Source organism: Microvirga lotononidis, assembly GCF_034627025.1.
Classification (GTDB): Bacteria; Pseudomonadota; Alphaproteobacteria; order Rhizobiales; family Beijerinckiaceae; genus Microvirga; species Microvirga lotononidis.
In genome coordinates this window covers 773,771-798,952 of the sequence record NZ_CP141049.1, presented here as the reverse complement: position 1 = coordinate 798,952, position 25,182 = coordinate 773,771, and the positions used below count along the sequence as shown (strand labels likewise).

Here is a 25,182-nt window from a genome sequence, read left to right as displayed (position 1 = left end):
CGGAGACGGCCATGATCGAGGAAAAATTCGACGCAATCGTCATCGGGGCCGGCATGTCCGGCAATGCGGCCGCCTACACCATGGCGAGCCGCGGCATGAAGGTGCTGCAGCTGGAGCGCGGCGAATATCCGGGCTCCAAGAACGTCCAGGGCGCCATCATGTATGCTGATATGCTGGAGAAGATCATCCCGGACTTTCGCGAGGACGCCCCGCTGGAGCGCCACGCCGTCGAGCAGCGCTTCTGGATGATGGATGACACCTCCCACACCGGCATGCACTACCGGTCGGACGACTTCAACGAGGCCATGCCCAACCGCTACACCATCATCCGCGCGCAGTTCGACAAATGGTTCTCGCGCAAGGTGCGCGAGGCCGGCGCGACCGTGCTCTGTGAGACCACCGTGACCGAGCTCGCCCACGACACCAAGGGCAAGGTGATCGGCGTGCGCACCGACCGCGCCGGCGACGTCATCTTCGCCGACGTCGTCGTGCTCGCCGAAGGCGTCAACGGCCTTTTGGGCACCCGCGCGGGCCTGCGCGAGATGCCGAAGCCGGAAACGGTAGCGCTCGCAGTCAAAGAGATGCATTTCCTGCCGGAAGAGGTCATCGGAGAGCGCTTCGGCCTGAAAGGCAATGAAGGCTGCGTGATCGAAGCCGCCGGCACCATCTCGCGCGGCATGACCGGACTGGCCTTCCTCTACACCAACAGGGAGTCGATCTCGCTCGGCATCGGCTGCCTGGTCTCCGATTTCGCCTCCACAACGGAGAGCCCCTACGCGCTTCTCGACGCCTTCAAGCGCCATCCGTCGGTCCGGCCGCTGATCGCCGGCTCGGAGGTCAAGGAATATACTGCCCATCTCATCCCCGAGGGCGGCTACAAGGCGATCCCGCAGCTCTTCGGCGACGGCTGGGTCGTTGTCGGCGACGCGGCGCAGCTCAACAATGCCGTGCACCGCGAAGGCTCCAACCTCGCCATGACCTCCGGCCGCATCGCCGGCGAGGCGATCTTCCAGATCAACAGCCGTGGGGACCCTATGACCAAGGAGAACCTCGCCCTCTACAAGACCATGCTGGACAACTCCTTTGTCGTCAAAGACCTGATGAAATACAAGGACATGCCAGTTCTGCTCCATACCCATTCTCGCCATTTCTTCATGACCTACCCGCAGCTGATGTCCCTGGCCGCGCAGAACTTCATGCGCGTCGACGGCACGCCGAAGATCGAGAAGGAAAAGGCGACCACGGCCGCCTTCATCAAGGCGCGCTCGCGCTGGGGCCTGGTCAGCGACGCTGTCCGCCTGGCGTTCGCTTGGCGCTAAATAAGGAGAGACGAGATGACGATCGCAGTGGCCGAACTCCGCGTCGAGGACAAGCTCTTCCTGAACCGCTATCTGGTCGATGCCGGGGGGCCGCACATCAAGGTGCGGCCGCACGAGAAGCCGAGTCCCAATCTTATCGCACTGACACGCGTCTGCCCGGCCAAGTGCTACGAGCTGAACGACAAGGGCCAGGTCGAGATTACCGCCGACGGCTGCATGGAATGCGGCACCTGCCGCGTGCTCTGCGAAGCGTCGGGCGAGATCGAGTGGAACTATCCGCGCGGCGGCTTCGGTGTCCTCTTCAAGTTCGGATGACTGGCTCGCACGCACTATTTCAAGGGCGTGAACCGGGTCCGAACGCCGCATCAGTATTTGCTAAGAACTATCTCGCAATTTTCGAAACACAGCATTGAATTTCCTAGCACTACTTTGGCAGCTTCATCAGTGATCCAAGGGTGAAGCGGGCCCGGCAGATTGGACATCGGAGGCGCATGGCGTGCATCAGATGATCAAGCAGCATGCGCCGAATGGCCGGCAGTGTCGGTTGTGGTGGGGGCCCGCCGGCCCTTCTTTTTCCCCCCAGTGGCGGTCCGCGAGCGCAGATGCTGCAGGAACAGATAGGCGATCAGCGTCAGTAGCGCATGCCGATGCAAGCCCCGCCACGAGCGGCCCTCGAAGTGATCGAGGCCGAGTTCTTCTTTGAGCTGCTGGTGCGCCTGCTCGCACACCCACCGCGCCTTGATGAGAGCCGCAAGCTGCTTCAGCGATGTGTCGGGAGGCAGGTTGGACAGATAGTACTTGCGCTCGCCTGAGGTGCGATGCTCGCCCACGAGCCAGACTTCGTCGCCGGGCAGATGCTGACCGGTCCGTCCCTGCAGACGCACCGTAGGCCCATCGGCGACCCGCACGCGCACGGCCGCGAACTTCGCTCGCAGCGGACCCTTGGTGCCGCGTCGCCACGTGATCCGCTGCCATGAGCTCGTCGCCAGCATGGCTTCAGCCGCAACAGCCTCTGCGTCTGGGATCGGGGTCTTGCGCGGCCCTCCACGCGTGTGCGGGGCGGGCCCCAACCGCACATCGGCTGGATACACCTTCTGGATCCGGGGAATGCCCACCGCCCAGAGCAGCCCGAGCGCCGACAGGCTCTGACGGAAGGGAGCACTGATGCCGTAGCCCGCGTCCGTCACGACAGCCCCGAAGCTCACGCCCGCTTGCATCACGCGCTGGAGTTCCTCCAGTGCGATCTCAGGCTTGGAGCGCTCCACCCAGAAGGTCTCAGGCACCCCGGCGTGCTGCAGGCGCTCGGGATCTCTGATCCAGGTGTCGGGCAGGAACAACCGCAGCACAATCGGGACCGGCACCTCATCTTTGGCGAGCGTCAGCGAGACCAAGCTCTGGCAATTGGCCTTCTTGCCCACCACTCCGGCATATTGCGAGGCGACACCCACCGAATGGGTGCCCTTCTTGAGCAACGCCGTGTCGTCGATCACCAGGATGGCCTCAAGTCCGCCGACAAGCCGGTTGGCCTGGGCCAGGAGTTCGGCGTCCAGCGGCGCCTCGTCCCAGGGACCGACGGCCACGAAGTGATGCAGTTGATCATAATCGGCGGGCGCCACCCGAGCGGCTATCGGTTGCAGGCTCTTGCGCTCACCGGGACCGATCAGGCCTGCCACATAGAGCGGGCACATGCGCCGGCGGGCCGGGTGATGCAGATGGGTGAGGAAGGGTTCGAGCCAAGACTGAAGTTCGTGTTCCCACGCCACTGAGGTGCTCATGACAACCTCCTGCGGACAATCCTTCCGAGAAGACGTCGGCAGGCCTCGCCACGTTCCTCATACCTGCCAAAGTAGTGCTAGGGGCTTGGCAGCCAACTATTTGCCAATTCAGGTTATCAAGTTCGCGGCGAGAGCGTGTAATTCCATGCGGGACAGACGGCATGCGGCCTCAGGTGGAGGCGACGCATGACCTCGTCGGAGACCCGCTCCCCGGTCTCATTGCCACCACGCTTGAGGCGAGCATTCACCCGCAGCCCGGCTGCCGTGACGGTTCCGGCACTGTAGCGGACCATCGTCGCAAAGGTCCGCAGCGGCACGCCAGCCCAGTTCAAGCTGATGAAGCTGAAGAGCCGGTGCTCAATTGGGTTCCACTTCGAGCAGCCGGTGGGATAGTGACACACCGTGACCTCGAGCCCGCAGGCATCGCAGAGCTGTTCTTGCAACTGGGCTTTCCAAACTCGGGAGCGGCAACTGTTCGAGCCGCCCGCATCGGCCAGGACGAGGAGACGCCCGGCTTCTGGAAAGCGCTTCTGTCCTTCGCTCTCCCACCAGTCACTGATCGCCTCAACGGCAAAGCGCGGGGTGTCAAAGCAATCGCCGATGCACACATAGCCGCTGTTGGTTGTGATCTCGTAGATGCCGTAAGGAATGGCCTGACCGACTGCATCCTGCGGCCAGTCGTGCACCAAGACCGGCTCGGCTCTCCGGCACCACGTCTGGCCCGGGTTCTTGAAGTCACCGACCAATTCCTTTTTTTTTCGAATCCACGCTGATGATCGGCTCACCTGTGGCTGCAAACTGCGCGCGCTGTTCGGCGATGTGCTGGAATTGCGCATCGCGCTCAGGCGGCGTGCTGTGCGCCTCGGTACGCCGTGCATTGGCTTTGGGCGAGTAGCCCAATTGGCGCAGCAGGCGCGCCACCGTGGGGCGGCTGGCCGGGTGTCCTGCGACGGCAAGCTCATGGCTCAGATGATGCAGAGAACTCCGCTTGGCTTTGGCGTGCCGACCCATCGGGTCACCCGCTGTCTCGCCTTCGAGCAACTCCTCCAAGGTCTGTGGGAGTTCAGGATCCTGGACCTCTCGGGTGGGACGGCCACCACCGGCGACCCGCACGCGCTCGGTGGGGCGGTCAACAAGCCCGGCCTCGAGTTCGCGACGGCCGCGCCGGATGGTATGGGGGCTCAAGCCCGTGATCTGGGCAAGCCGCTGAGTGCCGCCCCAGCCGATCCGCATCGCCTCAAACGCGATAAACCACCGGCGCTGCTGTTCGTCGAGCCGGCTGGCAAGCAGGTTGATCTGCCGATGAAGCATGCGGTCCGGATGGGGCTTGCGCGAGTGACACTTGGGGCATCCACATGGGTGAAGGGAGGGTAGCGACATCGGCAGCTCCGTTCAGAACGGATGGTCCTTGTTCCAACAACGCACCAGTTGCCCATTTGGGCAGGTTGTTGCCTGCCAAGCCCTAGGCCGTGTGGACGGATTGGGCTGAGCAACGGGTAGTAGATTCCCAAATCAGTGTCGCGATGATTCATAGCGGGTCGACTTCAGGAGGCTCGACCATGCTGACGGGAATGACGGAGGACGATTGGGCGACAGTGCTGCGAGTGTTTGCCGCCTCGTGCTCCCGGCGCGGCGCCAAGGGGCGCAACGACCGCCGCTTCCTGGAGGCGCTGCATTACTTCACCGTCCACAACATCACCTGGCGAGCCCTGCCTCCATGCTTCGGCCACTGGAACTCGGTCTGGATGGGCGATTCACAAACGACAAATTTTGTCTCAGCCGCCCCGGTCAGTTGGTTCTGACGTGGAGCCACATCCCGCTCGCAGCCCGCAGCCGACCTGTAGCAGTTCTCCTCCCGAGGAATTCCGCCCTCGCGGAGGGGACCATGAACCAACCTCCATGGACAATCCAACGGTGCTGGGTCGAGAACCCGGACGCCCTGCGACGCTGGGACAAGGCCTTCCAGCTTCTCCTGGCGGTCAGCCAAGCACCCAGACCCAGTCCCGACGGCGCGGGGGGCGAACCGCCAGCACAGGAGAGCCGCCATGCCGATCCTAGCCGCTTACGTGCGCGTCTCAACCCCGCGTCAGGTCCAGAGCCAGTCGATTGAGCAGCAGATCGAACGGCTGCGTGCCCATGCTCTGACCCATGGCGAGGATCTGCCTCTCAAGCATGTCTTTCGAGACGACGGCTACAGTGGCGCCAACCTGCACCGTCCGGGGCTCGATGCCCTGCGCGAGGCTGCCACCAATGCCAAACTCGACCGGATCCTGATCACAGCTCCGGATCGTCTGGCGCGCAACTATGTGCATCAGGTGCTATTGGTTGAAGAGCTGCAAAAGCATGGGGCCCAGGTCGACTTCCTCGACCGCCCGATGAGCCAGGATCCGCACGATCAACTCCTCCTCCAGATCCGCGGCGCCGTGGCCGAGTATGAGCGCACCCTGATTGCGGAGCGCATGCGGCGCGGTCGAGTTGTCCAGCATGGGTTACGCCGGCTGCGGGCCGGGACACTCTTGCCCTGGACCAAGGCGCCGTACGGCTATGAGCTTGATCCCAACCACCCTCGCAATCCCGCCGGGGTGCGCCTCAACGCCGCCCAAGCCGCTGTCGTCCGGGACATCTTCGCCTGGTATGTCGACGGGACCACGATCATCGACTTGGTTCGGCGCTTGGCGCGGCTTGGCATTCCCTCTCCCTTAGGTCACCCGACCTGGAGCCCGTCGGCGTTGCGCTGCCTGCTGACCAATCCAACCTACACCGGTCAGGTGTTCGCGAACCGGAAGCGCTTCGGTCTCTGTCACAAGCGACGCTCAGCCCTGCTCCCGGCCCATCCGGCGGGCGGGACGTGCCACAAGACCGCCCCCGCAGACTGGATTGCAGTGGCCTCGGTGCCGGCCATCGTGACGCAAGAGCAATTCGACGGCGTGGCAGGACGACTGATCTATAATCGCCAGATGGCGCGGCGGAACAACAGAGCCCACCCGTATTGAACCGCGCCGGATTTTCCGGAGGCTAATTGGCTTGGATTCTATGCGGCCATCGGCGTGAGCTCAAGCTGGGCATAGTAGGTGGCTTCCGCCTCGGCGGGCGGAATGCTGCCGATGGACTTGAGGATACCGACGAAGCCGTCCACTTCGTCCAATCTGAAGCCGTCCAGGCATTCCGATTTCAAGCCGTCCATGGGTCCGAGGTGAAGTCGTCCACCTGAGCGCCGCTCTTCGGGTCAGTGATGGATGGTGGTTGAGGTGGTGACGCTGGTCAAGCGTCGGCTGGCGTGTGGCGGGTCTTGCGCAGGCTCTCGCCGGTCAGATTAATCCGGTAGGCGTTGTGCACGACCCGATCGAGGATGGCGTCCGCCAGCGTCGGAACGCTGCCGATCATCGCGTACCAGTTCTCGACCGGCACCTGGCTCGTGATCAGCAGCGAACCGGCATCGTAGCGGTCCTCGACGATTTCCAGCAGATCGCGCTGCTGCTCGCCGGTGAGCGCCTCAGGACCCCAGTCGTCGAGGATCAGCAGCTTGGCCCGGGCAAGACTGCGTAACAGGCGAGAGTAGCGGCCATCGCTGCGGGCGAGATCGAGCGCCGCAAACAGCCGTGGCACACGATGGTAGAGCACCGACAGGTCCTCCCGGCAGGCCCGGTGTCCCAGGGCGCAGGCGAGCCAGCTCTTCCCGACCCCGCACGGGCCGGTGATCAACAGATTGCGCCGCTCGCGGATCCAGTCGCAGGTGGCCAGCTTGAGAAACAGCGCCCGGTCGAGGCCGCGTGCGGCCCGGAAGTCAACATCCTCGACGCTGGCGGGATGGCGCAGTTTGGCCGTTTTGGCCCGGGTCTCGCAGCGCTTCTGCTGCCGCGTCGTCACTTCATGATCGAGGATCAGGCCGAGCCATTCGGCATGGCCGAGCGCGTCAGCCTCGGGAGTGGCGCTGAGCGCCTTGAAGCCTTTGGCCATGCCGTGCAGGCCCAGCGCGTGAAGCTGGTCGAGGGTGGGATGGATCAACATGGTCGGTCTCCTGTCAGTGGAAATACCCCGGTCCGCGGACATTGGGGTGGGTGAGAACGGGCGTATCGGCGGCGGGAGCGCGCTCGCGGTAGGTGTCGAGAAGCGACACGATGCTCTTGTAGGTCAGCGCCTGGATCGCCAGGGCTTTGGCCGCGACCGCCTCGACACGCTCCTGCGGGATGCCGCGCATGTGCTGCAAAACCCCGATGCAGGTGCGAAAGCCCTGCTCGGGATGGCGGCGGGCGGACAGAATGGCGGCAATCAGCCCCTCGGTGTTGGGGCCGATCGACGCCGCCCAGGAGCGGAAGCGCTCGGGCGACCAGGCGGCATAGCGGCGATGCGAGCTCGGCATGTGCTCGGCCTGCGTGCCATGCGCCCGTCCCGCATAACGCCGCGCGTGGGCCGCGACGCGTCCGCCTTTGTGGAAGGCCTCGATCGTGCGCTGGGTGACGCGCACCTCGACCTGCTGGCCGATGAGGCCAAATGGCACCGAGTAGAAGAAGCCCTCGACCTCGATGTGGTAGTCGAGCCCGACCCGGGCGAACTGCCACTGCGCGAAGACGTAGTCCTCGGCCGGCAGGGGTGCGAGGGCCGGCTTCTCGATCGTCTCGAACAACTGGCGCCGGCTGACGCCGAGCCGGCGCATGGGTACGCTGTTCATCCGCTCGACGGCCTCGGCGATCGCGGCATTGGCCTCCTGGAGCGAGAAGAAGGTGCGGTGGCGCAGGCGACCGAGAATGTAGGATTGGGCGAAGCGCACCCCGGCCTCGACTTTGGCTTTGTCCTTCGGCCGGCGCGGTCGGGCTGGCAAAATGCCGACCGCGTAATGGGCCGCCATCTTGCCGTAGCTGCGGTTGATCTCGGGATCGTAGAACGAGGCCTTGTGGACGCCGCTCTTCAGGTTGTCCGGCACGACGAGCTTGGTCACGCCACCCTGGAACCGGAACATGCGCACATGCGCCTCGATCCAATCCGGCAGGGTCTGGGTCCAGGTGGCTTCGGCATAGGTCAGGTTGGAGGCGCCGAGCACCGCGACGAAGATCTCGGCCTGGCGGATCTCGCCGGTGAGTGGATCGACGATCGGCAGCTTCTTGCCCGAGTAATCCACGAACACCTTGTCGCCGGCGACGTGATGCTGACGCATGGTCGGCGTCAGGCGGCGCTCGAAGGAGCGGACCAGGTCGCAGAAACGCGAATAGCCGTAGCCGTCCGGATGGTCTGCCCGGTACTCCTCATGCAGGATGGCGATGCTGACGCCGGGCCGCTTGAGTTCCTGGACCAGGTGAGCCCAATCCGGCTCCGGCCGGCGGCGCGTTCCGACCCGGGTGCCCGCCCGGGCGAACAGCTTCTCCTCCAGGGCCGCGTCGGTCAGGTCCTCCGGCAGGGGCCAGGCCAGCCCGGCCGCCTTGGCCCGCTGGATGGCATCGCGCACGGTCGAGCGCGCCGCACCGACAATCCGGCCGATCTCGCGATCGCTGGTTTGGCTGGCGTGGAGCCGCAGCACTTGCCGCATCTGTCGCATGGTCATCTCTCTGTTTGCTGGCATCGCGTCCTCTCTGGTGGAGAGGTCGCAATGCCCCAATCGGATGACCCGGTGCAGCAGGGTTCTTCAGACCGATCCCTGGACGGGATCAAATCGGAAGGAGGGACGGCTTCAAGTCGGAAGGGTGGACGGGATCAAATCGGAACCGGGGACGACTTCAAGTCGGTACACATGGACGGATTGCGTCGGTATCCGCAATGGACTCGAGCAGGCGCCGGTTGTTGTACCAATCGACCCATTCGAGGGTGACGAATTCGACGGCCTCAAAGGAGCGCCACGGACCACGCCGATGGATCACCTCAGTCTTGAACAGGCCGATGACGGTTTCCGCCAGAGCAGTCGTACGCGTCGCCAACACTGCCGACCGATGGCTCAATCCCCGCCTCGGCGAGGCGCTCGGTGTACTTCAGTGACACGTATTGACCCCCTCTATCGCTGTGGTGAATGAGGTTGGCTTGCCAGGGCTGCCGGTCATGGAGAGCTTGCTCGAGAGCATCGAGCATCGAGCATCGAGCTCGGCCCGAGCCGAGCGTGACGCACGCCAGCCCACGATCCGGTGGGCGAAGGCATCGATCACGAAGGCCACATAGACAAAGCCCGACCCGGTCGCGACAAAGGTGAAGTCGCTCACCCATAAGGCGTTCGGCCGCGGCGCCGTGAACTGCCGGTTGACCCGGTCGCGCGGGCAAGGGGCAGCGGCGTCGCTGACGGTGGTCCTACGGCAGATCGGCTGACCCCGTAGACCTCACGATGCTCGTCGATGAAGGCCTTCATGGCTTGAAGCGGCGGTCGAGCTCCGCCTGGGCAAAATACGCGCTGGCCTTGCGCAGGATCTCGTTGGCCTGGCGCAGTTCGCGTACCTCCCGCTCAAGGGCCTTGATCTTCTCCTGCTCCTGGCTCGTCGGCCCGGGGCGAAGGCCCTGGTCGCACCCGGCCTGCCGCACCCAGTGGCGCAGCGTCTCACGCGAGCAGCCGATCTTGGCCGCAATCGACAGGATCGCCTCATACTGGGAGGCGTACTCGTCGCGGTGCTCGAAAACCATCCGGACCGCCCGCTCGCGGACCTCTGGTGAATACGGGGGTGTTCGCTTCGTCATGGCTCCATCCTGTCAGGAGTTGGAGCCTCCGGGAATCCCGGGACGGTTCAATCAGCAACTGCGCCTGTTCAATGGCCACTACGACGAATACGGCTTCCAGCCCATGGTGGTGTTCGATGGTGAAGGCCGTTTCGTCACGGCCGTGCTGCGCCCGGCCAAGCGACCCAAGGGCAGCGAGATCCGAGCTCACCTGCGCCGGCTCATCCGGGCGATCCGCGCTCACTGGCCCAGCACCCGCATCCTGATCCGGGCCGACAGCCATTACTGCGGCCCGCTGGTGATCGATTGGTGCCGCGCCAACGGCGTCGACTTCATTCTCGGCGTGGCGACGACCTCCACTCTGCGCCGGCACGTCACGGGCCTGGAGGCGAGCGCCAGGGCGCGCTATAGCGCGACGATTAGGATGAGCGGTGCGTCAACTATGGTGAGCGCCTGCGAGCCATGGTGATGCTTTCCTAATTGTCGCTGGTGGTCAAGGCTTTTGATTGCGCGTCAATTAGGATGAGCGGCTCAAGCTAATTGACGCCGGGCAGCGCGCTTTGCCGCGGCTCCTCTGAACGGCAAGGTGCGGCGCTTCACGGAGTTCTTCGATGGGGCTCAAAGTTGGAGCCGGGTCGAGCGCATCATCGCCCGGGTCGAGGCCGGCGCGCAGGGCAGCGACACGCGCTTCATCGTCACCAATCTTCCCGGTGGCCGCGCCAAAACCCTCTACGAGCGGATCTACTGCCGGCGCGGCATGGCGGAAAACCACATCAAGGCCTGGAAGGCGCATCTCTCGGCCGATCGCACCTCCTGCACCAAAGCGACGGCGAACCAGTTCCGGCTGTTTCTGCACGCGGGCGCCTATTGGCTGATGTGGGGTCTGCGCGTGCTGATGCCGAAGCGCTCACTCTGGCGCATCGCGCAATGCGATACCTTGCGGCTGCGGCTGATCAAGATTGCCGCCCGGGTGGTGGAACTGAAAACCCAGATCCGGCTGCACTTGCCGAGCGCCTGTCCTGACCAGACGATCCTGCGGGTGGTCCTCGGCCGGATGCCGCGTCTCGTCACCTGATCGCAGGGGCGCACACGCCCCTGACCTGAGCCCTGTCCCGTCCACCCGCAAACCCGCCATCCTCGTCCGCCCAGCCGAAGGCTCGGCGGTGGTGAAGTCATGCCTGAAATCCGGTCGGAACCACCAGCAAGGCTCGCACAGCAGACATTAAAAGGGGCGCCGTGAATTAACCGGGCTAGCCTATATCCCTCCGGGGCCCTAAGTCCGACGGGCTGCTAGACGACGCTGTCTAGGGTTCGCTCATTAATGCGCCCTCTGCACGCCACTCAATGTCCGGCTCCGTGCTATGTCGGGCTGCCTTGGCCGCCCCGGCTCAAACATTTTCGGCCATGTAGATCTCGAAGGGAATGACACGTTGCACGATGTTGCCGCCTTGGTTGCTGATCGTTGATTGCGCCATCGCCTCGACCAGCGTGTCGGCCAACAATCTCCTCGGATGCGACAGGACAACATTGATCACACCATCAACGATCCCGGCAATGGTCTCAGGTATCAGTTCCCGTCCGATCACCACAAGGTTTCGGGATAAGGCGCTCGGGTCCTCACGCAAGGCTCGGATGACGCCAGTGATGCCGCCACCGGCGACGTAAATGCCAACCAGATCCGGTATCCGCCGCGACAAATCCAGGGTGATTTCATAGGCGTAGCGCGGGTCCTCGAGGGTTGCCACGGACTCGAGCAACTGAAACTCCGGCGCATGTTCGCGGAAGTACGAACGGAAGCGCATTTCGCTGACATCTTGGCTCAGGAAGCGATGGCTCCCCACATAGACGCCGATCTTTCCCGGCGTCCTGCACATGTTGGCGATGAACCAAGCCGCGGTGCCGCCGACCTTCCAGTTGTCCAGCCCTACGTAACCGGCACGGTTCGCCGCCGGGAGGTCGGAAATGAGCGCGAATACAGGCACACCTTCCCCGTGCAGAGTGTCGATCGCCTGCGTCACCTTGGGGTGATCTGCGGCGACGACCGCCACGGCATCGCAGTCCCGCCCAAGCTGGAGGAGGCGTTCCGCGGCGACCTCCGGCGCCAGGTCGTCCCGGAACCTCACCACCGCCCGGCCCCTGATAGTCGTCGAGGCATCCGTCGCCTCCTTCAGGTCCTGCCCGAGCATTTTGTAAAACGAGCGTTGCGGCTGCTGGAGGAGGAAGCCGAGGGTGCGGGTAGGCCGATCCTGCCTAAGGCGGTGACGGATCATCCCGGTGCCATAGAAGCCGATGGCCTCTGCGGCACGTAGCACCTGTTGGGCGGTTGCCTCCCGCACGCGATGGCGGCCGCTCAGGACACGATCGACCGTTGACACGCTGACATTGGCAACCTTGGCCACATCGGCGATGGTAGGGCGGCTCAACTGACCCTCCTTGACAGATTCTTTCATTCTTTCCCAGGGCAGCGATGAAAGTTCTTGAAAGAAAACCGTCAGCTTTCATTGCAAGATTTCTTTCATACTGGTAGGGATTTCAAACCTCGTCAATGAGGGCGCTCAAGGACGCCCACGGCACAGGAGGCAAGACCAATGCCAGACAAGATCCCATAGGCCGCCCTACGATAGGAGCCCCCTGCTCGGGAGCAGGAGAACTCCGGATGGTCCTGCAACCATCTGTCGGCCAGTCTGGACCTAAGTCCTCATACGGTGAAACAGTACTCCTCGATCCGATCAGGATGCGAGCGAAGGTTTCGTCTCCCGCAATGGGACGAGCCGCTCCTCCCATGACCACAGATGGGCATGAAAGCCCGCCGGAAATGCCATCCGCTTGTCGTGCGGTCCTGCCTCGGCTCACGAGGTGCCGGTGTCGAGGAACCGCGCAGATCGCGAAGAGATGGACCGCGCCGACGCGGGTGTGCCATCGACTGATGAAGGGCGGGGCCAGCGCCCCCGACAGACCCACGCATCGAGGAGGAGCCTACATGAAGATTGCGCTCGATCCCTACATGCACCGCCCCGTGCCTCTCCTGGAACTGCCGCAGTTCGTCGCAGAACCGGGCTACGAATACATCGAACTGTCCCTGCGAGTGGATTTCCTCGACTGGTGGGTCAACCCCCGCGTTTCTCCCGAGCGTATCCGCGACTTCAAAAAGGCGTTGCGCGACAGCGGTGTGAAACTGGCCTCGCTGCTGCCGATGTACCGCTGGGCAAGCCCGCATCAGGTCGAACGACTGGCGGCCATGCGTTACTGGAAGAACGCGATTCGAATCGCGGTGGAACTCGAGTGTGACACCATGAACTCGGAATTCGGCCGCGGGCCTGCGCCGAGTTCGCCTTTCACCTCTTACAATTGCTGTGCGGGCGGCCATACGGAAATCTGTGAAGCCGCCTTCTGGGACAGCATGGACGAGCTGGTGCCGATCTTCGAGCGAGGAGGGATCCAACTCAACATCGAGCCGCACCCCGAGGATTTCGTCGAGACACTCCAGCCGGCAGTCGACATGATCCGCTCGATCAACGGCCTTGAACGGCATGGTGGAGATCCGAGATCAGGAGGACGCGGTCCCCTACGCCATGCCACTTCGGCCGCCAAATCGCTCATCCGTGCAACAAGGCGGCTAAAAGGCGCTGGGGAGGAGCACCCTGGACAAGCCCTGAGGGGTTTCCATAACTTACATGCTGCGGGATCGGGTCGATGAAGTCGGACCTCGGAACACCCGGCCCGAACCACCCACCAAAACCATGCGCAAGGCGGAAATTTTGCTCAGCATTATTTACGAAATATCTGAGGTCCTGGCCACGCCCGGCCCGCTGGAGATCACGCTTGTCAATGTCGTGAACATCCTCTCCTCAGTTCTGCAAATAGCTCATGGAGCAATCGTCGTCCTAGACGCTAAAGGAGAGCCGCAGATTACTGCAAATGGCGGCAACACCTACCCACCTCAATCAGGCTTTCGCAGCGTCATACCGCAAGCCGTAATCGACCAAATCGTCACTACGGGGACGCCGCTCGTCATACAGGATGTCCGCAAGTCCGAACTGTTTCAAGTTGACCTTCAAACAACTTCGAGCAGCGGCACCATCCCAATTACCTTTGTTGGTGTCGCGGTAAAGGCTGAGCATCATATCGTTGGAACATTGTCGATCAACCGCGTCAGGGACGATGCCGCCAGCTTCTGCTGCGACGAGGACGTACGCTTCCTGACCATGGTCGCCATCCTTGTCGGCCAGACCATCCGCCTCCATCGCATCCAGAGCATGGATGGTCAACGGCTTATCGAGGAGCAACGGAGGCCGGAGAAAGTGCTCAACGAGGAGAGGACCGGCCCCGCCCGGCATCCGCATGCCAAAGTCGATTGGATTATCGGGGAAAGTCCCGCAGTCAAGCAGGTGCTCGAAACCGTCTCGGTCGTGGCACCGACGAATACCACCGTGCTTCTGCGGGGTGAAAGCGGCACCGGCAAGGAAGTCTTTGCACAGGCCATCCATAAGCTTTCACTGCGGAGCAAGAAGCCTTTCGTCAAATTGAACTGCGCCGCGCTGCCTGAAAGCACGCTGGAATCGGAGCTGTTTGGGCATGAAAAGGGCGCCTTCACCGGAGCTGTCTCGCAGCGCGCCGGCCGTTTCGAACTGGCGCATGGCGGAACCCTGCTACTTGATGAAATCGGCGAGATTTCGCCTGCCTTTCAAGCCAAGCTGTTGCGCGTCTTGCAGGAAGGTGAACTGGAGCGCGTCGGCGGCACCAGGACGCTAAAGGTCGACGTCCGGCTGATATGCGCCACCAACAAGGACCTCGAGACGGCTGTCGTCAATGGGGAGTTCAGGGCCGACCTTTACTACCGCATCAATGTGGTGCCAATTGTCCTGCCTCCGCTCAGAGAGCGACCCGGCGATATTCCACGCCTTGCGAAAGCCTTCCTCGACCGGTTCAACAGGGAGAACCATCGCGAGCTCGCCTTCGCGCCGTCGGCGCTTGAGGTGCTCTCGCAATGCGACTTCCCTGGTAACATTCGTGAGCTGGAAAACTGTGTGCGAAGGACGGCGACACTTGCACGTTCAAGCACGATCGCTCCGTCGGATTTCGCCTACCAGAACAGCCAGTGCCTTTCTTCGCTCCTCTGGAAAGGCGCCGACCGTTCGCATGGCGGCAAGGCCATCGACACGCTCGCCCGGGGCAACATGATGCCGGTTGGATCGCCGCCGCCGGCCAGGCGCATCGGCGCTTCGGAGGGTGATGTGCCGGCCGCCAAGGCCGGCGATCCGAACGGTCCCGCTTGGCCCGCAATGGGCCCGCGTCTGGCGGACCGCGACCGGCTGATCGACGCGATGGAGAAGGCCGGCTGGGTTCAGGCCAAGGCGGCTCGTATTCTCGGCCTCACGCCGCGGCAGGTCGGCTATGCTCTGCGCCGGTATCGCATCGAGGTGAAGAAGTTCTAAACGTCCTGGTGACGTCACACGTCAGGCCGGAGATGCTCCTCTTGGCACTCTATGTGTCTGAGACGCGGCGCCTTTCGCACCCCAATTCGCTTGTCCATTGTCGGAAGCCTGACAAAATGGTGTCGGAGCAAACCGACAGAATCGGACACGAAAAGCCAACATATTGAATTGAATCGTTTTTTGGGGGTGGCATCGCTCTTGCGTTTTGAACTGCGATACTCACCCAGCAATGGAACCGTTCGATGCCCGAACCGATGATTTCGCTCGAGAGCCTGACCAGCACGACATCCTTCGACCAGTTGCTGGCGACCGCGAAATCCGGTGGCTGCGCATCTTCATCCTGCGGCTCATCCGCAAAGCCGAACGACATGGATTCGGCTATCTGGGAGAAGATCAAGGATCACCCCTGCTTTTCAGAGGAAGCGCACCACTATTTCGCCCGCATGCACGTCGCGGTCGCCCCAGCCTGCAACATCCAGTGCAACTATTGCAATCGCAAATATGACTGCGCCAACGAAAGCCGGCCTGGGGTTGTCTCGGAAAAGCTGACGCCCGAGCAGGCGCTGCGCAAGGTAATGGTGGTCGCCAATGAAGTGCCGCAGCTTTCCGTGCTCGGCATCGCCGGACCGGGCGATGCCTGCTACGACTGGAAGAGGACCAAGGCAACCTTCGAACAAGTCGCCAGGGAAATCCCTGACATCAAGCTGTGCGTCTCCACCAATGGGCTCGCGCTGCCGGACCATGTCGCCGAGCTTGCCGACATGAATGTCGATCACGTGACGATCACCATCAACATGGTCGACCCGGGAGTCGGCGCAAGGATCTATCCTTGGATCTTTTACGACCACCGCCGCTACACCGGCATCGAAGCCGCCCGGATCCTGCACGAGCGGCAGATGTTAGGCCTGGAGATGCTGACCGCGCGCGGCATCCTTACCAAGATCAATTCGGTGATGATCCCCGGCGTCAACGACGAGCACCTGATCGAGGTGAATAAATGGGTCAAGGAGCGCGGCGCGTTCCTGCACAACGTCATGCCGCTGATTTCCGACCCAGCACACGGTGCGTATTACGGCCTGACCGGGCAGCGCGGCCCAAATGCGATGGAGCTGAAGGCTCTCCAGGACCGTCTTGAAGGCGGCGCCAAGTTGATGCGCCATTGCCGGCAGTGCCGGGCCGATGCCGTCGGCTTGCTCGGCGCGGATCGCGGTCAGGAGTTCACGCTCGACCAGATTCCCGGCGAGGTCGTCTACGATGCCAGCAAGCGCGAGGCCTATCGGGAGGTGGTCGCGCGCGAGCGTGGCGATCACGTGGCGGCTAAGAGTGCGGCGACCGAGATGGTCAAGGCAGCGGGCTCCGGCAATTCGCTTCTCGTGGCGGTGGCGACTAAGGGCGGCGGCCGCGTCAATGAACACTTTGGCCATTCGAAGGAATTCCAGATTTATGAGGCCTCGCCGGGAGGGATCAGCTTCGTCGGGCATCGCAAGGTCGAGCAGTATTGCCGTGGCGGCTGGGGCGAGGACGCCACCCTCGACGACGTCATCGCTGCGCTCGAAGGCATAGACATCGTGCTGTGCGCCAAGATCGGAGAGTGCCCCAAGGATCAGCTCACGGGAGCCGGAATCCGAGCAACGGACGCTTATGGCTATGACTACATCGAGACCGCAATCAGCGCGCTTTACACCGCCGAGTTCGGGGTCGAACCTCTAGCGGCAATGGCCTGAGCCGTCTCATACCAACCGAAACAGGAGTTGAAGAATGGCCTTCAAGATCATCGCATCCCAATGCACCCAATGCGGGGCCTGCGTATTCGAATGTCCCTCCGGCGCGATCAAGTTCGAGGGCGAGATCTACGTGATCGATCCAGACAAGTGCACCGAATGCAAGGAGGCCTTCGATACGCAGCAATGCGCCTCGGTTTGTCCGGTGCCGAAGACCTGCGTTCCCGACTGACCTCCTATTTGGCTACCGACACGGTTGAGGTCGCCTCCTAAGGAGGCCTTGAACTTCCCTATTGACAACCTGCAGCGGCCAGAAAGGAACGGCCATGGGCCTCAGACGCGAACAGGAGGTTGAAATCCGCAAGCCTCCACAATTCATGCCGGGTGAGCGGGTCCGTGCCACACGCCACATCAGGAATGACGGCACCTATCCTGGCAGGGAGATCGGCGAAAGCCTCGTGCGAAAGGGCGACGACGGTTATGTGCGCGACGTCGGCACCTTTCTCCAGCAGTTCTACATCTATGCGGTCGAATGGGTCGATCGTGGTACCGTCGTCGGCATGCGCGCGGGTGAACTGATGAGCCTCGACAAAGTCGGGTCTCCTTGCAGTGCCCAAACCACGGTTGGTTCTAGTGAAGGAACAGCCAGATGAAGGTCATGATCCGCAGGACCGGCGCCGGCTTGTCGGCGTATGTTCCCAAGAAGGATCTCGAAGAGCCGATCATCAAGGTCGAGAATGAAGATTTGTGGGGCGGGGCCATAACGCTCAGGAACGGCTGGCGGCTCGTCCTGCCCGACCTTCCGCGGGATACGCGTCTGCCGATCACCGTCGAGGCAAGGAAGATTTCCGACGAGGACTGAGGCTGTGGGTTGACAGGATGACAGCGGCAAGAGGAAGCGAGCATGAGCACGATCCTGACCTCGGGCCATCTCTTCATCATGCAAAACAGTGATGCCGAAAAGCGGCTTGACCTGCTGAAGGAAGCGCTCGCCGCCGATGAGATCATCCCCCTATCTCGGCCCGGGGCTCCTGCGGCTCAGCTCCGCGGAACCGCCTGTACCGCACACGCGGGACGCCATCGCCGCGGCACTCAACACGCGGGCGCCAGCCCCGTCCAAGATCCGCACCAATATGGGGTCGGTCGCGCAGTTCATCGAACAGCGCCGGCATCATCGGACGCTTCAAGCTTGGATGGCCGAGCTATTGGCGGCGCCGGCGGCACCGACCGTCCTCCACGCTGGCTCGCAACGTGCCGCGGTCCCTCATCGTCGACAGCTGGTACGATGGCGCCATGCGCGCGGCCCTGGCAGAAACCGGCCGAAGGGACGTCGAGATACAAGGCGTCACGCGGGCGAAGGAAATCGGCGACATTTGGACGAAAACCTACGATTTGTCTGGAAGGGAACTCGAACCCGGATCAGCGGCAAAGACAGAGTTCGCCATACGCGTCACGTCAGTATGAGGCCGGCCGCAAACTTCCTCGTCACCGATTCCGACTATGTCGAAGTCCTGACCAAAACCGCTATTCAGACGCCGATCCCTGGCGTGGTGAAGGAATGGCGCCCCAACCGTGGCCTTTTCTTCGTCGGCTGCCGCTTCGATGATCAGGTGCTGCGCACCGCACCTACGCCCAACAGATCATGAAGCGCTCCAAAGGTCCACATTTTGCGGTAATGGATGCGGCAACGCTGACCAAAAACGAACGCCGTTTCCTTGCAGCGAGCGCAATCACGGTCAGTGACATGCCGACGGGCGAAGCTGCGGCTCGGCTTGTCGGATCAGGCTATTCAGTAGATGGTGGCTAAGCTCGTTGAGCGACGGTCGAGCCGATTTCCGATCAGCAGGAGCACGCGATAGGTCCAGGCTCATGAAGCAGCCTTTCTCTGGTCTTGCTTCAGTTTAGATACTGCTGGCGAACGGTCGCGAATTTTCAATCCGCCTGTGGCGGGAGAAACAGGGCGCTCTATGATCGGCTGCGGAGGGGAGCGGCCGATGCCCATGTGGTGGTCCCAACCCCGATGGCGAACATGGTCCACGGGCTGCTGCGCACTTGAGAGTGGTGACGCCCAGGCGATCCCGGTTAGGAATGTGATGATCTCGCGCAGCCCCGCCCTCCGTTGATGTCACAAAGGAGGAGCCTGCCATGCCGCGCAAATCGCCGTCCCACCTGCAGCGGGATCTTGCCCCGATCCATCCCCATGCGGCCGCCGTCGACATCGGCGCCCGGATCCATGTGGCAGCCGTCTCGTCCCGCTGCGATCCCGAGCCGGTGCGCACCTTCGGCACCTTCACGGGTGACCTGCAGCGCCTCGCCGACTGGTTTGGGCAGTGCAGGGTCACCACGGTGGCCCTGGAATCGACTGGGGTCTACTGGATCCCGCTCTACGAGATCCTCACCCAACGCGGCTTCGCGGTGGTGGTCGTCAATGCCCGCGAGGTCAAGCAGGTGCCGGGCCGCAAGACGGACGTGTGCGACGCCCAGTGGTTGCAGCGCCTGCATGAGTACGGGCTCCTGCGGGCCAGCTTCCAGCCGCAAGGCGAGATCGCCACCCTGCGCTCTTATCTGCGCCAGCGTGAGCGCCTCCTGGAAGCTGCCGCTGCCCACATCCAGCACATGCAGAAGGCGCTGACCCAGATGAACCTGCAGCTCCATCACGTGGTGGCCGACATCACCGGCCAGACGGGGCTGCGCATCATTCGGGCCCTGGTGGCAGGCGAGCGTGATCCCGACCGCCTGGCCGCCTTGCGCGACGGGCGCTGCAAGACCCCGCTCGCGACCCTGCGCGCCGCGCTGGTCGGCAACGACCGGGAGGAGCACATCTTCGCCCTGGCCCAGGCGCTCGAACTGTATGAGGTCTACCAGACCAAGGTGGCCGCCTGCGACGAGCGCATCGCGGCCGTGCTGGAGCGCCTGAAGGCGGCCAGCCCGCCCCCGGCGGTGCCGCTGCCGCCGCCCCGCCGCGCGCAGCCGCAGGCCCATGAGCCGGCCGTGCCGGTGCGCGCGGCCCTGCATGCGATCCTCGGGGTCGACCTGACCCAGATCGATGGGATCGGACCCTACCTGGCGCTCAAGCTCGTCAGCGAGTGCGGCCCGGATCTCGCGGCCTGGCCGAGCGCCCAGCACTTCACCTCCTGGCTGGGTCTCGCGCCGCACAACAAGATCTCTGGGGGCAAGGTGCTGTCGAGCCGCACGCGCCGCTCCGGCAGTCGGGTCGCGGCACTGTTGCGGCTGGCCGCGGGCGCGATCGGGCGCACCCAGACAGCGCTGGGCGCCTTCTACCGGCGGCTGGCCGCGCGGGTCGGCAAGGTCAAGGCGATCACGGCGACAGCGCGCAAGATCGCGGTGCTGATCTACAACACGCTCCGTCACGGCATGGCCTACGCCGATCCGGGGGCGGCGTACTACGAGGAACGCTATCGGCAGCGGGTGCTGAGCAATCTTCGCCGCCGCGCCAAGTCGCTCGGCTACGTCCTGGAAAAGGCAGAGCTCGCCTCAACCGAACTCGTTGTTTCTTAGGAACGGGTTGGAGCGATTGAGGTGGGGTCAGCGTTCAGGCTGTAGGGGCTTGGGTTCAAACCTGGAGGGTTCCCATGTCGCTCCACCCGATCGTGAGCGGTGAGGTTCCAGCTTCAACCGCAACCGTTGCCCGTGCGGCCTTTCCCGGTGGCAATCCCTATCTGCTCTTGCGCGACCGGCTTGGGACGATTTTCACCGATGCCCAGTTCGCATCTCTCTTCGCCCACTGCGGCCAGCCGGCGGAATGTCCCTGGCGCCTGGCGCTGGTGACCCTGCTCCAGTTCGCCGAGAACCTGTCCGACCGGAGGGCGGCCGAGGCCGTCCGAGGGCGCATCGACTGGAAGTACCTGCTGGGGTTGGAACTGACCGATCCTGGCTTCGATGCTTCGGTTCTCAGCGAGTTCCGCGGCCGTCTTGTCGCCGGAGGCGCGGAAGAGCATCTGCTCGACACCCTCCTGACCCTCTGCCGTGACCTGAAGCTCCTGAACGCCCGGGGCCGGCAGCGCACCGACTCCACCCATGTGCTCGGAGCCGTCCGCTTCCTGAACCGCCTCGAATGCGTGACCGAGACCCTGCGGGCTGCCCTGAATGCCTTGGCGTCCGCGGCCCCCGCGTGGCTGCGCAGCCAAGCCGATCCTGCCTGGCTGGAGCGATATGACCGGCGGGCGGGCGATCCCGAGGTGCCGCAAGGCGAGGCGAAGCGGCGAGCCCATGCCGAGCAGATTGGTCGCGATGGTCATCAGTTGCTTGCGGCCATCCTGGCTCCTGGTGCGCCAATATGGCTGCGGCAAATCCCGGCTGTTGAGTTGTTGCGGCAGACCTGGGTCCAGAACTTCTGCCTGGTGGACGATGCTCCGACCACAGGGACGGAGGCGCCACTTCAGGTGCGGTGGCGAACTGACCAGGAGGGGTTTCCCCCCTCCCTGCTGATGGTCGCCTCGCCCTACGATCCGGAGGTGCACTACGCCAGGAAGCAATCAACGATCTGGATCGGCTACAAGGTGCATCTGACCGAGACGTGCGACGAAGGTGGACCACACTTGATCACCCATGTGGAGACCACGCCGGCACCCGTCGTAGATCGCGATGCGCTCGGAGACATCCATGAGGCGCTCGAAGCCAAGGGCCTGCTGCCCGATACTCATCTGGCCGATGCCGGTTATGTTGCGGCCGATCAGCTTGTCGCCAGCCGGAAGAAAGGCGTCACGCTTTTAGGGCCGGCTCCCAAGGATTATCAGTGGCAAGCCCGTTCAGGAGAAGGCTTCAGCGTGCAAGACTTCCTCCTCGATTGGGATAGGGAAGTCGCGACCTGCCCGGCAGGGCATCAGAGCAAGAGCTGGAGCCCCGACTATCATCAGGGGCGAACCGCGTTCAAAGTTCGCTTCTCGACAACAGATTGTCGACCGTGTCCCTTGAAGACACAGTGTACCCGAAGCGGACGGCGCCTGCTCACGCTGCGACCACGCGAGGAGCACGAGACGCTGGAGGCGGCTCGCCAGCGCGAGGAGCAGCTTGCCTTCGCCAAAGAGTACCAGAAGCGCGCCGGCATCGAGGGAACGATTTCGGCAGGCGTCCGGGTCCTGCATCTGCGGCGCTCGCGCTACATCGGACTGGCGAAGACGCATCTCCAGCATGTGCTGACGGCGGCAGCCATGAACCTCATTCGGCTTAGTGCCTGGTTCGCGGGCACGCCGCTTGCACGAACCCGGCAATCCGCCTTTATCAGGCTCATGATGGCTCCCATCCCAGCATGATGAATTCGCCAGCAGTATCAGTTTAGTGGAGAGCGGTTTTGTAGCGGTCCGGCCAGCCTTTCAAATTGAACCGGACTGACATAGTCCAGGGTCGAATGACGCCGGACCGGGTTGTAGAAGCCATCGATATAACGACCAATCGCCGCCTTCGCCTCAGCTCTCGTCTGGAAGACGGTGCGCCAGACCAACTCGGACTTCAAGGTCTTGAAGAAGGTCTCGACCACCGAATTATCGTAACAGTTTCCCTTGCCCGACATCGAGATCCGGATGCCGTGCTTCCTCAGCTCGGCCTGATACGCGATCGAACAATACTGGACGGATTCAAGCAGTCGTCGCAACACGTATTCTGTTGCCTTCTCGCAGCCACTCGTCAAGCCCCTCGGCAGGGGTTCTCCAGCTCAGCGTCTTTCTCGGCCTTGCGTTGAGGGCGGCTGCCACGGCAGCGATCTCCTCGGCGCTGTGCACACTCAGATCGGTGCCTTTCGGGAAGTACTGACGCAGCAGTCCGTTGGTGTTCTCGTTGGTGCCCCGTTGCCAAGGGCTGTGGGGATCACAGAAGTAGACTTGGATGCCCGCATCGATCTTGAGACGAGCATGCTGGGCCATTTCGGCGCCCTGATCCCAGGTCAGCGATCGGCGCAATTCTTCGGGTAAGGTGATGATGGTGCGCGTGATCGCGTCGCGCGCAGCCTCGGCCCCATGGCCTGCCAGCGCCGGCCCGTTCTTGAGGCGCGGCGCGTCACCGTGGCCCGCGAGGCGAGGAAGATGCAGCAGCATCGTGAACCGGCTTGTGCGCTCGACCAGGGTGCCAATCGCCGAGCTGCCAAGACCCAGGATGAGGTCTCCTTCCCAATGACCTGGTACCGCCCGATCGGCCGCCTCAGCAGGACGCTGGCTGATCATGATCTCAGGCGCGACAAAACTCTTACCGCGCCGGCGGACACGTGCCCGCGGCACCCGCAATACCCGCCCGGTTCGCAAGCAGGCCGTGAGTTCACGGCGCAGCGCTCCTTTGCCTTGGATGAAGAGGGCCTGATAGATCGCTTCGTGGCTGATGCGCATGGTCCTGTCGTCCGGAAAGTCGATCGGCAGGCGTCGGGCAATCTGCTCCGGGCTCCAGGCTCTGGCCCACCGCCGATCCTGTCGCTTGCCATGCCGGCGGCTCTTCCAGGCGACGGGAGGGCCGGGAATGGCAACGCCGTTCGAAGCAACGACGACGCCAGCCAATCTCTCCTCCACATAAGTGCGCAAGGTCGCGTTGAGGGCAAGCTTCGTCGGCTTCGGGCGACGGGCTGATCGCTCGGCATGCCACTGGGCGGTCGTCGCGCGATACTCCAGTCCACCGCTGCGGGTGGCTGCGTTGCGCCGCAACTCCCGGGAGATCGTCGAGGCAGATCACCGAGCCGGCGCCCGATCTCCTGCATGGACTGGCCCTGGACCCGCAGAAGCGCAATCTCCTCGCGCTCCAGCAGCGACAGGTACCGCCCGGAGGGCGGCTTGGCTGAAGATCTGAACATCGCTGGGGGCATGCCACCTGCCTTTCGGAACCACCTGTACCCGACAGGGTGTGACACACCGGCCTCGACCGCAGCATCCTCGCTGCTCATCCCCGTTGCGATCGCAAGCCAAAACCGACGCCCTTCATCGCGTCCCGCCACAGGGGGCCGACCTGGCGACGGTAGCGGCGCTCGTCCAGATCGATCCGAACGCCGCTTTCGAATGCTCATCGCAACCTCCTCCTTCAGGGTGTTGCGACGACTGCTTGAATCCGTCCTGGCTGCCGCGGACGCCCTTCTGTTTGTCAAGCGGTGATCCGAGCCTGGTTGATCTCCTTTTGCCGCTGGCTGATTAGGGTGAACACCTCGCGCGCGATGTAGCGCTTCAGGCACCGGATCGCCTCAAGCTTGGAGTGGCCTTCAGCGACGCGTTTAGCCATGTAGGCCTTGGTTCGCGGATCGGTCCGAAGCCTCCCGATCGCAATGATGTGCAGAGCACTGTTGGCGGCTCGATCACCACCCCGGTTGAGACGGTGGCGCGTCGTCTTGCCGGACGAGGCTGGGACCGGGCTGACACCGCAGAGTGCGGCAAAGCCGGCCTCGGAATGCAAGCGCTCCGGATTGTCCCCCGCTGTCAGGAGCAACTGGGCCGCCCCTGCGTGACCAATCGAGTTCCGGGCCACGAGGTTGGGGGCAAGTTCATCGACAATGGCACCGATCATAACGTCCAAGTCGGCAATCTCATCGTGCAGTTCGACATAGCGGCGGCCGAGCGACTTGAGGCTGATCCTATAGGCGGAATCCACATTGCGGTAGTCAGTCAGGTCAGGCCGCCATGCCGCCAAGGTCCTGACCAGCTGCATGCGGGTCATCTGGCGCAGCGCCTCCCGCAACCCGTCCGGCGCGCAGACGATGGTGTTCTGGATCATCTGCAACGCGATGCGCCGCGCCACCACTGCTGTCTTTCGACACGCCTTGAGAACGCGCAAGGATTCGATCATGCCATCCCGGCTTCTGGGCGTGACGGTGCGCTTGCCGGCAAAGGCGGCATGCGCGGCGTTCTGAGCGTCGAGATCATCGTTCTTGCCCCGCTTGCGCCGGTCCGGTTTATCCGGAGCCGTGACCTCCAGAACTTCGACACCGGCATTCTGCATGGAGCGCAGCAACCCGGCGCCATAGGTGCCTGAGGCCTCAATGCCAACGCACCGGAGCTGTCCGAAGGAGCGCATCCAGGCGAGCATCTGCCGATATCCCTGTCGGGTTGTCGCAAAGCACTGGGTCCCGAGAACACGGTCGTGTTCGTCGACAACAGCGGCGACGTGAAGATCTTTGTGCGTGTCGACCCCGCCGACAACGGGATGTAAGACAACGTCCTGACCAACTTCCATACCGGCTCTCCTGGTTCGACCGTGGATCGACGGTTCACCACGACCGCATGCCTGGACAGGACAGTAATGCGACAGGATGTCAGGCCCTTCTTGGGTCACATGCACCGGTGAGGCAAACCTCACCGCAAGGCTCCCGGGCGGCCGACAG

The 25,182-nt window shown here is 63.3% G+C and carries 18 protein-coding genes, 7 pseudogenes and 1 other annotated feature; of the genes and pseudogenes, 15 read left to right on the top strand and 10 right to left on the bottom strand.

Features of this window, described 5'->3' with window-relative positions:
- Positions 1-11: 11 nt before the first annotated feature.
- Positions 12-1,319, top strand: a complete 1,308-nt coding sequence (locus tag U0023_RS27425) for an FAD-dependent oxidoreductase (protein ID WP_009488304.1) — start codon at positions 12-14, stop codon at positions 1,317-1,319.
- A 15-nt stretch (positions 1,320-1,334) separates the two neighbouring features.
- Positions 1,335-1,634 carry a ferredoxin family protein gene (locus tag U0023_RS27420; RefSeq protein ID WP_009488302.1) on the top strand — a complete coding sequence of 100 codons (300 nt, stop codon included), beginning with the start codon at positions 1,335-1,337 and terminating at the stop codon, positions 1,632-1,634.
- 194 nt (positions 1,635-1,828) lie between these two features.
- Here U0023_RS27420 and U0023_RS27415 read toward each other — a convergent pair whose 3' ends face one another.
- The 3 genes from U0023_RS27415 to U0023_RS27405 all read right to left on the bottom strand — a co-directional run bounded on the left by U0023_RS27415 (position 1,829) and on the right by U0023_RS27405 (position 4,405).
- The gene (locus tag U0023_RS27415) at positions 1,829-3,094 is read right to left on the bottom strand and encodes an IS701 family transposase (RefSeq protein WP_009488300.1); all 1,266 of its coding nucleotides are present in this window, start codon (positions 3,092-3,094) and stop codon (positions 1,829-1,831) included.
- 116 nt (positions 3,095-3,210) lie between these two features.
- Positions 3,211-3,840, bottom strand: a complete 630-nt coding sequence (locus U0023_RS27410) for an ISAzo13 family transposase (protein WP_322883800.1) — start codon at positions 3,838-3,840, stop codon at positions 3,211-3,213.
- Positions 3,830-4,405 (bottom strand): ISAzo13-like element transposase-related protein, encoded by a 576-nt coding sequence (locus U0023_RS27405; RefSeq protein WP_052600416.1) that lies wholly within the window; start codon positions 4,403-4,405, stop codon positions 3,830-3,832. Before U0023_RS27405 ends, U0023_RS27410 begins: the two co-directional genes overlap by 11 nt.
- Before the next feature lie 248 nt (positions 4,406-4,653).
- Between U0023_RS27405 and U0023_RS27400 the strand changes: the two genes are divergently transcribed.
- Both U0023_RS27400 and U0023_RS27395 read left to right on the top strand, forming a co-directional pair.
- Entirely contained in the window at positions 4,654-4,896 is a 243-nt protein-coding gene (locus U0023_RS27400) for a transposase (RefSeq protein ID WP_009489041.1), read from the top strand.
- A gap of 243 nt (positions 4,897-5,139) precedes the next feature.
- On the top strand, positions 5,140-6,087 hold the full coding sequence (locus U0023_RS27395; protein ID WP_009489040.1) for a recombinase family protein: 948 nt from the start codon (positions 5,140-5,142) through the stop codon (positions 6,085-6,087).
- Positions 6,088-6,355: 268 nt separating this feature from the next.
- Here U0023_RS27395 and istB read toward each other — a convergent pair whose 3' ends face one another.
- From istB to U0023_RS27380, 3 genes and pseudogenes are all read right to left on the bottom strand, one after another.
- Positions 6,356-7,102, bottom strand: a complete 747-nt coding sequence (gene istB, locus U0023_RS27390; protein WP_009494081.1) for an IS21-like element helper ATPase IstB — start codon at positions 7,100-7,102, stop codon at positions 6,356-6,358.
- A 13-nt stretch (positions 7,103-7,115) separates the two neighbouring features.
- Positions 7,116-8,624: an IS21 family transposase gene (istA, locus tag U0023_RS27385; RefSeq protein WP_195904271.1), complete on the bottom strand. Its 1,509-nt coding sequence runs from the start codon at positions 8,622-8,624 to the stop codon at positions 7,116-7,118.
- Between the two features lie 178 nt (positions 8,625-8,802).
- Positions 8,803-9,742: pseudogene (locus U0023_RS27380) on the bottom strand (IS3 family transposase).
- Positions 9,334-9,461: a sequence feature (AL1L pseudoknot), on the bottom strand. Its footprint overlaps the pseudogene before it by 128 nt.
- 52 nt (positions 9,743-9,794) lie before the next feature.
- On the opposite strand from U0023_RS27380, the pseudogene U0023_RS27375 reads away from it, so the two are divergent.
- A pseudogene (locus U0023_RS27375) lies at positions 9,795-10,118 on the top strand (transposase); the annotation flags it as partial.
- A 153-nt stretch (positions 10,119-10,271) separates the two neighbouring features.
- Positions 10,272-10,796 (top strand): annotated as a pseudogene (locus U0023_RS27370) (transposase); the annotation flags it as partial.
- 313 nt (positions 10,797-11,109) lie between these two features.
- Here U0023_RS27370 and U0023_RS27365 read toward each other — a convergent pair.
- On the bottom strand, positions 11,110-12,171 hold the full coding sequence (locus tag U0023_RS27365; protein ID WP_009489221.1) for a LacI family DNA-binding transcriptional regulator: 1,062 nt from the start codon (positions 12,169-12,171) through the stop codon (positions 11,110-11,112).
- A 530-nt stretch (positions 12,172-12,701) separates the two neighbouring features.
- On the opposite strand from U0023_RS27365, the pseudogene U0023_RS27360 reads away from it, so the two are divergent.
- The 9 genes and pseudogenes from U0023_RS27360 to U0023_RS27320 all read left to right on the top strand — a co-directional run.
- Positions 12,702-13,235 (top strand): annotated as a pseudogene (locus U0023_RS27360) (sugar phosphate isomerase/epimerase family protein); the annotation flags it as partial.
- A gap of 226 nt (positions 13,236-13,461) precedes the next feature.
- Positions 13,462-15,156, top strand: a complete 1,695-nt coding sequence (nifA, locus tag U0023_RS27355; RefSeq protein ID WP_009489223.1) for a nif-specific transcriptional activator NifA — start codon at positions 13,462-13,464, stop codon at positions 15,154-15,156.
- Between the two features lie 242 nt (positions 15,157-15,398).
- Positions 15,399-16,880 (top strand): nitrogenase cofactor biosynthesis protein NifB, encoded by a 1,482-nt coding sequence (nifB, locus tag U0023_RS27350; protein ID WP_009489224.1) that lies wholly within the window; start codon positions 15,399-15,401, stop codon positions 16,878-16,880.
- 34 nt (positions 16,881-16,914) lie between these two features.
- The gene (locus tag U0023_RS27345) at positions 16,915-17,109 is read left to right on the top strand and encodes a 4Fe-4S binding protein (protein ID WP_009489225.1); all 195 of its coding nucleotides are present in this window, start codon (positions 16,915-16,917) and stop codon (positions 17,107-17,109) included.
- 94 nt (positions 17,110-17,203) lie between these two features.
- Positions 17,204-17,530: a nitrogen fixation protein NifZ gene (locus U0023_RS27340; RefSeq protein WP_009489226.1), complete on the top strand. Its 327-nt coding sequence runs from the start codon at positions 17,204-17,206 to the stop codon at positions 17,528-17,530.
- On the top strand, positions 17,527-17,739 hold the full coding sequence (gene nifT, locus U0023_RS27335) for a putative nitrogen fixation protein NifT (RefSeq protein ID WP_009489227.1): 213 nt from the start codon (positions 17,527-17,529) through the stop codon (positions 17,737-17,739). The genes U0023_RS27340 and nifT overlap by 4 nt, the downstream gene beginning before the upstream one ends.
- A 42-nt stretch (positions 17,740-17,781) precedes the next feature.
- Positions 17,782-18,684, top strand: a pseudogene (locus tag U0023_RS27330) (SIR2 family protein).
- A gap of 338 nt (positions 18,685-19,022) precedes the next feature.
- Positions 19,023-20,396 carry an IS110 family RNA-guided transposase gene (locus tag U0023_RS27325; protein WP_322883794.1) on the top strand — a complete coding sequence of 458 codons (1,374 nt, stop codon included), beginning with the start codon at positions 19,023-19,025 and terminating at the stop codon, positions 20,394-20,396.
- A gap of 74 nt (positions 20,397-20,470) precedes the next feature.
- Positions 20,471-22,150 carry an IS1182 family transposase gene (locus U0023_RS27320; protein WP_322883799.1) on the top strand — a complete coding sequence of 560 codons (1,680 nt, stop codon included), beginning with the start codon at positions 20,471-20,473 and terminating at the stop codon, positions 22,148-22,150.
- A 17-nt stretch (positions 22,151-22,167) separates the two neighbouring features.
- On the opposite strand, the pseudogene U0023_RS27315 reads toward U0023_RS27320, so the two are convergent.
- The 3 genes and pseudogenes from U0023_RS27315 to U0023_RS27305 form a co-directional block, all read right to left on the bottom strand.
- Positions 22,168-22,464: pseudogene (locus U0023_RS27315) on the bottom strand (IS3 family transposase); the annotation flags it as partial.
- Positions 22,465-22,471: 7 nt separating this feature from the next.
- Positions 22,472-23,877: pseudogene (locus U0023_RS27310) on the bottom strand (IS30 family transposase).
- A 74-nt stretch (positions 23,878-23,951) separates the two neighbouring features.
- Positions 23,952-25,034, bottom strand: a complete 1,083-nt coding sequence (locus tag U0023_RS27305; RefSeq protein ID WP_009488349.1) for an IS110 family RNA-guided transposase — start codon at positions 25,032-25,034, stop codon at positions 23,952-23,954.
- Between the last annotated feature and the right edge of the window lie 148 nt (positions 25,035-25,182).